Below are 11,645 nucleotides of genomic sequence, written 5' to 3' on the forward strand. Positions count from 1 at the left end.
GAGCCCGGACTAACAGGGTTCGGGTCATTTTTGTTATTTTTCAGAATGAACAAGATACTCTTTTCTTTTATATGGGATATGTTACCATAAATATGGAAGATATGTGTTTGTATTCATTTTTATTAAGGAGAGGATTAGATGAGAAAAAGCAGAATCTTGTTGATATGGATGCTCGCTTTATTTTTAACAGCCTGCAGTTCAAGTGACGATGCTTCACTACCAGATGTACAAGAGAGGGAACGCAAGGATGCCATAGATACCGAACAAATTCGGAAGGAAAATGAACTGCTGAAGGAACAGGTACGGAACAACCAGAAGGAAAAAGATGCAAAAGACGCAAAAGAGCAGGAAGAAGTAGAAATTTTAAGAGAAACGCTGAACATAACGTTTAAACTGATGGCGGCGATGCAATCCAATAACTATACATATCTTGAATCGGTGTCTTCTCCGAATATAGAAATATCGCAGCAGAATAATATCATTATTTCTAAACTGGAACAGGGGGATTACGAAGTCCCTTTTCTGCATAACGTTAGCCTGAATAATTTGGAGTACCGTGGATTTAATCCTCTGGATTCAGATCGTGTCATTTTACATATGGCTACAGTATGGTCTGATGGAAACGGTGCATTGGATTTCTATTTCATTCGTTCTGAGGAAGGCAACTGGCTCTTTGATGGTCTGCTCACGAATGGATAGGCCCCTAGTCTGGTTCTGAAAATAAATAGCGACCGTTCTCTCTATGTTAAAGAGGAAGGTCGCCGCATGGATGCGTTCGAGTGAAAAGATTCAATTATTTAACGTCCTTTCGGTCCGGTAACTGGCTTAAATAACTGTTGGACAAGTGTGCAAGATCCAATGCCCGATCATATTGTTCCTTCGTTATAAACCGTGAAGAAGACTGCCCACTGTTATTGGGTGTGGCGATAGTTGGAGATTCCTCTTCTCCTGAATTCTTCGGCATCTCTTCTGAAGGAACATTCATCTGCTGTTGCTCGGCATCTTGTCTGCCCGCATCAGCTAGGGAATAATGCGTCCCATCCCCGTATCCTTTCGCCGGAATGAAGAGAGAAGCATCGTTTAGCACCGACCCAGAAGGAAGGTAATAACGTTCGGGTAGGAGATTTCCACCTTCGTGTAACAAATCCTGTCCGAAGTGTAATTGGTCCTTCAGCGATACTCCGGTGAGTCCGGCAATCGTTGGCAGAATGTCCACCTGGCCTCCGATCTGTTCCAGTTGTACACCCGGGGTAATGCCCGGGGCCGAGATAATGAGAGGGATATTAATCATATCTGCTGATGTGTATTCCCGACCATACAACTCTTTCATAAGGACTATGTCATCCCGATCCAGTGAGTAGATGGGAAGCCCCAGGTGATCCCCGTACAAGACGAACAAGCTATTTTCCCATAATCCCCGTTCTTTCAATCCAGCAATCAACTGTCCAACTGCCTCATCCGCATAATGCTGTGATATCAGATAATCACCGGGCAACGTATCCTTGTAACGCTCTGGCAGCGTCAGCTTCACCTTGTTTTTAGGCAAAGTGTACGGGTGGTGGGCTGACATGGAGATGATATGGGCATATAAGGGCTTGCCCGAAGAATGCATGGATTCCAGCTTATCCAGTGTTTTGGAATACAGTACTTCATCCGAGGCCGAAAAGGCGATAGAGTCCTGTGTGCCGAAATAATTAATATCATAATACTGGTCAAATCCAAGTGCCTTGTATAACTGATCCCGATTCCAGAAACGAACATCATTTGTATGGAATGTGGCTGTCTGATATCCGTTTGCTGACATCAACTTGGGTAGACTCGGCAGAGCTTTATCCGCATATACGGTTGTTGCTGCCCCGTTCGGTGGGGTGTAAAACGATGTATTCACAACAAATTCTGCATCCGATGTATTTCCCTGTCCCACTTGCTGATAGAAGTTCGGAAAATACAGGCTCTGTCTAGCCAATTGATTCAGATTAGGCGTAATCTCTTGTCCATCTACCTCTAATCCAATCAGAAAGTTCTGAAACGATTCCAACTGGAGCATAATCACATTGCGTCCGCTCGCGGCACCCTGCTCCACAATCGCAGGAAGTTCGGTCGTTTGCTTCAGTTGGTCGATGTCAGTCTGATCAATGTGAGCAATGGGTACAAGTTTATCAGGTCGATCCAGGATGGTATACGCCTCGTAACCAAGGATGCCCATCTGTTCTGCTTGTGTAAGCTCACTCATGCTGGCCCGATTGGGATAGATGTTGAGCATGCACAGGATCATGGACAGGGTCAGTATGACCGAAGCAACCCGTCTTCTGGCACGTCGTTCAAGCGGAATGCGGTTCGGGCGTTCTGTACTCCCGAGCTTGATCCTGCGACGAATGAGTATCCCCCCAATGATCAGAACGTCTGCAAAAATAAACAAATAATAGGGGTCAAGCAAAGAGAACATGCTGCTCTTGACCGAGGTCACCTGATTCACCTGTGCCAACGCGTGATAGTTAACGATTACGCCATAGTATTTGTAGTACATGATGGCTGCAAAGAAAATCCCTGAGAGCAGCAAATTCATGGCAAGGTATATCCACATTCGCCGCTTGGCAGCAAACCACTCAATTAGACAGAAGCCGATCCAGATGAGCGGCAATTCGGTCAGCAGTGGTTTCCAGACAGGGATGTCATCGAAGATAACGATCCAGGCCAGTGAACTTTTGATCATCATAATAATGGTAAAGAATATAAACGGTCCGCTTAGAAATCGGGTGAGTGAACTGCGTGACAAGGTACCGCCTTCCCTTCCGAAGTTTCATTTAACAAGTATTATCCTATCTCTGCATGGCTGTGTCAAAAATGAGAGCCTTCTACAATTGACGGCAAAAAAACCTCTTCCATGCAGGAAGAGGTTTGAAAAAACATGGGCTACTGCGATAAAAGCCAGATGCGACCCAATTTTGTTATTCTATAGTGTACGTTGTGACGTAAGAAGGTCTGGGGAACATGGTGGGCTTCTGTGCAGTCAGCCCTTCGCTTGTACTGCGGTTACGGTGAGCGTGACTATAAGCTTGGGATTCCTGCCAGCCTTTGAAATGTTCTTCCGACTGCCAGAGTGTAAGTACGACATACGTGTCATCCTTCAGAGGACGAAGCACACGAATACCGACAAAGCCAGGCTCGTCTTCTACCTTGCGGGCACGGTTCTTAAACCGTTCTTCGAAATCGTTACGACCATCCTCTGTGACAGGGATATTGTTGAGAACAGCGTAACCACCGCCAGTCCAGGAGCCTGCGGCATCAAAAGCTTCATATGCGGCTACTTTATCATCAGACTCGATATTCATCAGGCGTTCTGCGGATTCAATAGCCAGACGCACGTGCTCTTCGCTTCGCAAAGTCAGATGCGGGTATGCAGCAAGTGCATCCGGAATCGGTGAAGGAACCAAATAGATATACATAGAAGCTGCCTCCTTATTTAACTTATATACCTCAACATAGCATATGGGAATGTGCGAGTCCAATCGGCGGATCAACTGGTTTGAGTACGTCTTTTCATGATAAAGTATAATCACTACAAACAGAACGGGTGATCGTATGACAACAACAATTCGGATATCGGTTAGACCTTTGGTGGAGTATGTGTACCGCAGTGGCAGCATACGTCCAGGGTTCCGGACCAATGCCTCGATGCAGGAGGGAACTCGAATTCACCAGCGGGTACAGAAGGAGTACACCGAAGAGGATCTGAAAGAGATTGTGCTCGAAGCTGAGATTCAACATGGGGATCTGACCTATGTGGTGGAGGGACGATGTGATGGCCTGATCCGGTTGGAGGGTCAGTTGACGGTGGATGAGATCAAATCAACTGCGGGCAATCTGGATGATCTGGGTGAGGGGCTTCCCGTGCATTGGGCGCAGGCCATGATGTATGCCTACATGTACGCCGTTCAGCAAGATGAACCACGTATGCAAGTGCAGTTGACGTATGTGCATTCGGTGACCCATGAAGAAAGACGGTTTCGCCGAATGGCAGAGAGACAGGAACTGGAGCAGTTTGCGGCAGAAGTGATTGCCGGTTATGCGCCATATGCAGAGATGATCGCTGCGTATGAAGAAAAGCGAGATATCAGTGTGAAAGAGCTGCCGTTTCCTTTTCGCAAATACAGGGAGGGACAGCGGAAGCTGGCAGGAGCCGTATACAAGACAATCCGTGAGGGTCAAGGATTGATGGCCAAAGCACCAACAGGCATTGGTAAAACGATGTCCGTACTGTTCCCCACGGTCAAAGCGATTGGCGAAGGCGAAGCCAGCCGATTGTTCTATCTGACCGCGAGGACGACGACACGGGTGGCGGCAGAAGAGGCTTTTGCCCGGATGCAATCGGAAGGATTGAAGATGCATGTGATCAGTCTGACCGCAAAGGACAAGATATGTTTTAAGGAAGAGGAAGCTTGTGATACGGGGCAGTGCGGCATGTGTGAAGGATATTATGACCGTATTAACGGGGCCGTGCTGGACATGCTGGAACATGAGACGTTGATGACACGTCCGGTCATCGAGCAGTATGCGCGCAAACATCGGGTGTGTCCGTTTGAGTTTTCCCTGGATGCGGCGTATGCAGCCGATGCGGTGATCTGCGATTATAACTATATTTTCGATCCACGGATCTCTCTGAAAAGAATGTTGGAGGAGCAGAAACGCAAGACGGTGTTACTGGTGGACGAGGCTCATAATTTGGTCGATCGTGGCCGAATGATGTTTTCCGCTGAGCTGGAGAAGGCTGTGTTCCTGGATGTGAAAAGAGAGTTCCAGTCGCTGGACAGCAGTGTGCCTGCTGCCAAAGCTATTGTTGACTACACCGGGGCCATTGATAAGTATCTGATTACCCTTCGGAAAAACGGTGGAGAAGAAGGGAAGATCATCCAGCAGGAAGCACCGGAGGAACTGATTGAACGGCTGGAGCCTTTTGTCATGGTCGCGGAGCAATGCCTTGTTGAAGGTGGCTCGGGGAATGCCGAGACGGATCAGCTGCTGTTGGATGCTTACTTCACGGCACAGAATTTCCTGCGTATTGCCAAGCTGTATGATGAACGTTTTATTACGTATGCAGAGTGTGTTCGAAGTGAAGTGAGAGTGAAGTTATTTTGTCTCGACCCTTCGGTACTGCTTCGTCAGACGGCCAAAGGATTCCGCTCCCTCATTCATTTTTCGGCTACCTTGTCACCTCTTCGCTATTATCGGGATATGCTGGGTGCAGAGGAAGAGGATTATACATTGCAGATTCCATCACCATTTCAGCGCGAACAATTGGATGTGAGACTCCTGCCCTTATCCGTGCGTTATAAGGACAGGGAACAGTCCCGGCGACCCATTGCGGAGATGCTGCAACAGCTGGTAAGTGAATGGCCGCGCAGCAATCTGATGGTCTTCTTCCCTTCCTACCCTTATATGCGCGAGATATACGAAACCTATGCACAGCTTCCAAGTGAAGCGGATACGGTCATACAAAAGCAAGGCATGAACGAACTGGAACGGGAGCAGTTTTTGGATGGTTTCCAACCCAATCCTGAACGAACAAGATTGGTATTTGCCGTAATGGGTGGCGTATTCTCGGAGGGTGTCGATCTGCCGGGAGACCGCTTGAATGGCGTTGTTGTGGTAGGTGCGGGGCTGCCGCAGATTGGTCTGGAGAACAACGTATTACGTGATTACTATGATCGGACAGGACGCAACGGATTCAATTATGCCTATATTTTTCCAGGTATGAATAAGGTGCTGCAGGCGGGTGGACGGCTGATTCGGACGGAGGAAGACAGGGGCGTGTTGGTGCTGGTCGACGATCGGTTCACGCAGGAACCATATCGTTCCCTGCTGCCCGAGGAGTGGCAGGATTATAAACGAATTTGAATATGATGCATCTCCACAGCAATTTCAATGGAATCAGGCAAATGCTGAACCAAGAAGTTTAACATTTTTCTCAGATTTCTTTCCTTTATATGATTGAAGGGTAGGGTGAAAGGGTTATAACTTGGTTAGCAACGAACGAACAACGGCGAATACCCTATCCGTTCCGCGGTCCGCTTCGAAAGCAATCAAGGAGGTCGGTTTGTAATGAAGAGAAATCATACCATGATGCAGTTTTTTGAATGGCACCTGGCTGCAGACGGAGATCATTGGAAGCGACTGGCTGAAATGGCCCCGGAATTGAAAGCCAAAGGCATTGATACGGTATGGGTGCCTCCTGTGACCAAAGCCGTATCAGCTGAGGATACAGGTTATGGTGTATATGATCTGTATGATTTGGGTGAATTTGACCAAAAGGGTACCGTGCGTACCAAATATGGCACCAAGCAGGAACTGATAGAGGCCATTGCCGAGTGTCAGAAGAACGGAATCGCCGTCTATGTGGATCTGGTCATGAATCACAAGGCTGGGGCAGATGAGACGGAAGTTTTTAAAGTGATTGAGGTTGATCCGAATGATCGAACGAAGGAAATTTCTGAGCCGTTTGAGATTGAGGGATGGACCAAATTCACATTCCCGGGTCGCGGGGATCAATACTCCTCTTTTAAATGGAACTCTGAACACTTCAATGGCACGGACTTTGATGCCAGGGAAGAACGAACAGGTGTATTCCGCATCGCAGGAGAGAATAAAAAATGGAATGAGAATGTCGATGATGAGTTTGGCAACTATGACTATCTGATGTTCGCCAATATAGATTATAACCACCCGGATGTAAGGCGCGAGATGATTGATTGGGGGAAATGGCTGATCGATACCCTTCAGTGTGGTGGGTTCCGGCTGGATGCAATTAAACATATCAACCACGAATTCATCAAGGAATTCGCAGCAGAGATGATCCGCAAACGCGGTCAGGATTTCTACATCGTAGGCGAGTTCTGGAATTCGAACCTGGATGCATGTCGTGAATTTCTTGATACGGTAGACTATCAGATCGACCTGTTTGATGTGTCTCTTCACTACAAGCTGCATGAGGCTTCGCTTGCAGGTAGAGACTTTGATCTCTCCAAAATTTTTGATGATACCTTGGTGCAGACACATCCTACCCATGCGGTAACCTTCGTAGATAACCATGACTCCCAACCTCATGAAGCGTTGGAATCATGGATTGGTGATTGGTTTAAGCCGAGCGCTTATGCGTTGACGCTATTACGTCGCGATGGTTATCCGGTTGTATTTTACGGGGATTATTATGGTATTGGTGGACCTGAACCTGTGGATGGCAAAAAAGAGATTTTGGACATTCTGCTGTCTGCCCGTTGCAACAAGGCATATGGAGAGCAGGAAGACTACTTCGATCACGCCAATACGATTGGCTGGGTACGTCGTGGCGTTGAGGAAATCGAAGGTTCCGGTTGTGCAGTAGTCATCTCCAACGGGGATGACGGTGAGAAGAGAATGTTCATCGGAGAGCATCGTGCTGGTGAAGTCTGGGTGGATCTGACGAACAGCTGTGAGGATCAGATTACTATTGAGAAAGACGGCTGGGCCACCTTCCATGTGTGCGGTGGAGGCGTCTCGGTATGGGCCCTTCCTGAACAGAATGAGGACTGCGCTGACGCTGAGTAACGGCATGTGCCAGGCAGGATAAGAAAAGGTACACCGATTAATATGACAACAGTATATGAATAGATCGTTAAACCATCTGAACAGGAGAGCATGCATGCCTGTGTTCAGGTGGTTTTTTTGCATTTTTCTTGGTGCAACTAAAACTCCATCCTAACGAACTCAGCACGCCTTATTTGCACTGAATTAGCGTTATTGGAATTCTAACGAATCTCAGTAACCTTATTACTCTCAAAAACGATTGATTTAGCGCCAATAGGAGCAAGATCACCAGATTAACGCGTCTAAGATTCGTTAGAATATTGAAAACTCGGATTTCAGCCGAATAAGGCCTCTCAGATTGCTAGCTAACGTGGGTTAAGTGTCGCCGCCATAGGCAAACGAATCACTGCTGCAAGTGAAAACATGAAATGAGAAAGAAACAGTTCGGTTCCACATCTTAATACATGGTACAATAATCCAAATATGGAGTGTTAGAAAACAAAATGAGAGAACGTAATAAGCGATATTCTTTACAGAGGATTGGAGAAGAGGAGGGATGACATGACTCCCAAAAGAGAGATGAACCGTTTCTTCCCGTTAGTCATGTATCTATTTGTAATAGCCGTGTGTATGGGGGCTTGCAGTTTGGTACCAAACCAGGGGCCAGCGGGTGAACCGAAGCGGAGCGATGAGTATACGTTGAATTCGGAGCGAAGAGATTTAAATGAGCGGGTTACGAAGAACCATGAGTCTTTTCAGACGAACTCGCCAGATGATTATAATTTGACTGCAACGGTGGATGTGAGTCATGAATCCGGAGTTCACCGAATTTCTTATGAGATTTTGGTGAATGAGGCTCGGGTGCCCATGGTTAATGTCATTCAGTCCTTCACCCTCGATCCCAACATGATAAATCGAATAGATGCCGGAGAGTTATTTCATTCCAATGTGAGCAATACACACGAGATTAGTTTAGAGTCTGACAAGGAACCGCTTGGATTGAGTCTGAGCAGAAGTTATGTCTTGAAGCCCAAGGCGGAGATCGACAGCAATATCCTCCAGCGTTATGCAGATATGTATATCAAAATTTCCTATGGCCCAAATAATCAGCGAACGGAAGATTATTTTTATATCCATGCCGAGCCCTCTCCGAGAACGATTAAGTATATGAAGTCATGGGAGAAAGAAAAATAGGAAAAAGCAACGCCCACCAGTTCCATCAGAGGAATTTGAGTAGACGTTGCCGGTTCATCTATTTGAGATAGTAAGGTTATTACTTTTCAAAATATTGATTCATCGTATCCCACATTCGATTGAACTCACTTCGTTCCATTGAAAATGCTCCAGGCTTCTCAGGTTTATGATGAGAAGTTGGCTCAAAGTTTAAGTATTCATGGTGTGTAGTACACTCATAGTTTTTGCTGTTAATAAGGAATTCAATTCTATCCTTAAAGGGTCTTTCCAGTAATTTAACCACCATGATGTCTCCACTACTGGTGCTTCTTGCAGGAGAATATATCAGAAAGTAACCTTGTTCAATTCGATATTCCATAGCAATGACCTCCATTAGAATATAGGTCCAAATACTATAATATCCGATGCCCTCTCTCCGTTTACCTACTCCAGTTCAAATGATTCCAACGTACCAACCATCCGTAGATCATGCGCGCGGTTGAACTGTTCCCGTTTGTCCGCATCCGCGTACTCATCATGATAATGCATCAGTACGGTTTTCTGTCTCACTTCCGCGGGTAACTGCTCCAGATCCTTCAATGAGGTATGGGATTTGATCACCAGATCGTGCATATGACATTCATGGAAAATCAGCTGCACATCAGCGGCAACCTGCTCCACCCGTTCCTGATCGAGTGTACTGTCTGCACTGTAAAAGAAGTAAGGCTTGGCGAGTAGCCCATTGCTGACCATACCGGGAACATGCTGCGTCCGAAACGTCTCAAACGTCACGCCGCCCAGTTCGAATGTGCCTCCATCTGGCAGGGGGACGACATCGTAGTAATCGCTCATGGTACGTTCACCATCCGTTGTGTAGCGCATGCCGGGGGATAGAATGTTCCAGAGTGGCTCTACCAATTGTTCGTGGATGAACAGACGGGGTTTGCGGTCGCCTACGATCTGTGCGTAATAACCCAGCATCTGTACACCATTAATATGATCTTCATGCAAATGGGTAATGAACACATTGTGGATATCGGTCATGGCGAATCCATATTCCTTGAGTGCTTTAGCATTTGATTCTGGGAAATCAATGACCAGATGCGTTCCTCCAAATTCGGCCAACATACTATTGTGGTGCTGCTCCATGCTGAACATATCTCCTGTGCCGAGAAAAGTGATTTTCAATTCATTTCATCTCCTTGTGTGATCTTCAGATCAGCATCCTTGCGTTAAATCCAGTATACCTTGTTCCCGAATATATGCCTAAATCAACCTTTTTTGATAACGCTATCATTTTATATTGAACTTTGATGATAAACAGTGTAGCGTAAAGATGGGAAGTGAACCCATATGAACGTAAACTCACCTAAAGGGAGCGTGCGAGGCGAATGAAATCTTTTCTGGATGAACAATTTTTACTGCACAATGAAACGGCGATCAAGTTATATGAGGATTATGCCAAAGACATGCCGATTATTGATTATCATTGCCACCTCAGTCCTCAGGAGATCTACGAGAACAAAACCTTTGGCAATCTTACAGAGGCTTGGTTATACGGTGATCACTATAAGTGGCGGCTCATGCGCGCAAACGGAATTGAAGAGCAATATGTGACCGGCGGCGAAGGAGTGACCGATTACGATCGTTTCCTGGCTTATGCCAAAACGGTCCCTATGATGATTGGTAATCCGCTGTATGCCTGGTCTCATCTGGAATTACAGCGATATTTCGGCGTCTACGAAGTATTGAATGAGACAAGCGCACCGGCCATCTGGGACAAAGTAAATGCCAAACTGAACAGTGACGGATTCGGTGCACGTGATCTGATTACCAAATCCAATGTCACTGTTGTGTGCACAACCGATGATCCAACGGATTCTCTGGAGTATCATCTGAAAATTCAGGAAATCGAAGGTTTTGATACGGCGGTATTACCTTCTTTCCGCCCGGATAAAGGTTTGGAATTGAACCGGGATACCTTCGTGGAATGGGTGGGCAAGCTGTCGCAGGCATCTGGCACTGCCATTTCAGATTATGAATCCTTCCTTGCTGCGCTGGAGTCACGTGTGGAATTTTTCCATTCCGTCGGCGGCAGAGTCTCTGACCATGCACTTGATTATGTTCCTTACGGCGTGGCTACACGCGAAGAAGCAGCTGCCATCTTTGCAAAGGTACTTGCGGGTCAGAAGGTAACTCGTGAGGAAGAGGACAAGTACAAGACGGTAACGCTGACGTTCCTTGGCAAACTGTATGCAGATCGGGGCTGGGTGATGCAGTTCCACATTAATGCAGCCCGTAACAACAACACACGGATGTTTGCCAAGCTTGGGCCGGATACTGGTTACGATGCCGTGAATGATACGCCGCTTTCCGCAGCGATGATTGGATTGCTCGACGCGTTGGAGCAGCAACAAGCACTGCCCAAAACGATTCTGTATTCTCTGAATCCAAGGGACAACGAGGTGCTCGCGGCGATCATCGGCAGCTTCCAAGGCGGAGGTATTCCAGGCAAAATCCAGCTTGGCGCAGCATGGTGGTTCAATGATACGAAGGACGGCATGCTTGCTCAGATGAAGGCACTGGCGAATGTTGGTTTGCTCAGCCGTTTTGTCGGCATGCTGACCGATTCACGCAGCTTCCTGTCCTACACCCGGCATGAGTATTTCCGTCGTCTGGTCTGCAACCTCATCGGTGAATGGGCCGAACAAGGGGAGGCACCGCAGGATCTGGAGCTGCTTGGTCAGATCGTACAGGGCATTGCCTACAACAATGCAAAAGAATATTTCCCGTTTGCCTCAGTGCCTAAAACAGTCTCTGCTTCACAGTCTTAATGAGTAACAAACGCATTTAATCATGCAAGTTATGCAACTTAGGAGATTCTCTAGTTTCTAATTTTCAATCGTAATAAA

At 46.8% G+C, this 11,645-nt stretch carries 9 protein-coding genes; 5 read left to right on the forward strand and 4 right to left on the reverse strand.

Going from position 1 to position 11,645, the window contains the following annotated elements; all coding sequences use genetic code 11:
• Positions 1-138 precede the first annotated feature (138 nt).
• Entirely contained in the window at positions 139-699 is a 561-nt protein-coding gene (locus QF041_RS22475; RefSeq protein ID WP_307415738.1) for a hypothetical protein, read from the forward strand.
• 94 nt (positions 700-793) lie between these two features.
• On the opposite strand, the gene QF041_RS22480 is transcribed toward QF041_RS22475, so the two are convergent.
• Entirely contained in the window at positions 794-2,776 is a 1,983-nt protein-coding gene (locus QF041_RS22480) for an LTA synthase family protein (protein ID WP_307415739.1), read from the reverse strand.
• A 172-nt stretch (positions 2,777-2,948) separates the two neighbouring features.
• Positions 2,949-3,446 (reverse strand): antibiotic biosynthesis monooxygenase family protein, encoded by a 498-nt coding sequence (locus QF041_RS22485; protein WP_036612926.1) that lies wholly within the window; start codon positions 3,444-3,446, stop codon positions 2,949-2,951.
• 136 nt (positions 3,447-3,582) lie between these two features.
• On the opposite strand from QF041_RS22485, the gene QF041_RS22490 reads away from it, so the two are divergent.
• The 3 genes from QF041_RS22490 (at position 3,583) to QF041_RS22500 (ending at position 8,754) form a co-directional block, all read left to right on the forward strand.
• The gene (locus QF041_RS22490) at positions 3,583-5,895 is read left to right on the forward strand and encodes an ATP-dependent DNA helicase (protein ID WP_307415740.1); all 2,313 of its coding nucleotides are present in this window, start codon (positions 3,583-3,585) and stop codon (positions 5,893-5,895) included.
• Between the two features lie 204 nt (positions 5,896-6,099).
• On the forward strand, positions 6,100-7,581 hold the full coding sequence (locus QF041_RS22495) for an alpha-amylase (protein ID WP_307415741.1): 1,482 nt from the start codon (positions 6,100-6,102) through the stop codon (positions 7,579-7,581).
• Between the two features lie 540 nt (positions 7,582-8,121).
• On the forward strand, positions 8,122-8,754 hold the full coding sequence (locus tag QF041_RS22500) for a hypothetical protein (protein WP_307415742.1): 633 nt from the start codon (positions 8,122-8,124) through the stop codon (positions 8,752-8,754).
• Between the two features lie 79 nt (positions 8,755-8,833).
• Here QF041_RS22500 and QF041_RS22505 read toward each other — a convergent pair whose 3' ends face one another.
• A complete protein-coding gene (locus QF041_RS22505) occupies positions 8,834-9,112 on the reverse strand; it encodes a hypothetical protein (protein WP_036612914.1) in 279 nt (92 codons plus the stop codon).
• Between the two features lie 65 nt (positions 9,113-9,177).
• Entirely contained in the window at positions 9,178-9,921 is a 744-nt protein-coding gene (locus tag QF041_RS22510) for an MBL fold metallo-hydrolase (protein ID WP_307415743.1), read from the reverse strand.
• A 203-nt stretch (positions 9,922-10,124) separates the two neighbouring features.
• On the opposite strand from QF041_RS22510, the gene uxaC reads away from it, so the two are divergent.
• A complete protein-coding gene (gene uxaC / locus QF041_RS22515) occupies positions 10,125-11,567 on the forward strand; it encodes a glucuronate isomerase (RefSeq protein WP_307415744.1) in 1,443 nt (480 codons plus the stop codon).
• The last annotated feature ends 78 nt before the right edge of the window (positions 11,568-11,645 follow it).

The organism is Paenibacillus sp. W2I17, from assembly GCF_030815985.1.
Taxonomy (GTDB): Bacteria; Bacillota; Bacilli; order Paenibacillales; family Paenibacillaceae; genus Paenibacillus.

What these genes read in the sequence shown, in the direction of transcription:
- QF041_RS22475 (WP_307415738.1), top strand. Translation starts at nt 139, where the DNA reads ATGAGAAAAAGCAGAATCTTGTTGATATGGATGCTCGCTTTATTTTTA.
- QF041_RS22485 (WP_036612926.1), bottom strand. Translation starts at nt 3,446, where the DNA reads ATGTATATCTATTTGGTTCCTTCACCGATTCCGGATGCACTTGCTGCA.
- QF041_RS22490 (WP_307415740.1), top strand. Translation starts at nt 3,583, where the DNA reads ATGACAACAACAATTCGGATATCGGTTAGACCTTTGGTGGAGTATGTG.
- QF041_RS22495 (WP_307415741.1), top strand. Translation starts at nt 6,100, where the DNA reads ATGAAGAGAAATCATACCATGATGCAGTTTTTTGAATGGCACCTGGCT.
- QF041_RS22500 (WP_307415742.1), top strand. Translation starts at nt 8,122, where the DNA reads ATGACTCCCAAAAGAGAGATGAACCGTTTCTTCCCGTTAGTCATGTAT.
- QF041_RS22505 (WP_036612914.1), bottom strand. Translation starts at nt 9,112, where the DNA reads ATGGAATATCGAATTGAACAAGGTTACTTTCTGATATATTCTCCTGCA.
- uxaC (WP_307415744.1), top strand. Translation starts at nt 10,125, where the DNA reads ATGAAATCTTTTCTGGATGAACAATTTTTACTGCACAATGAAACGGCG.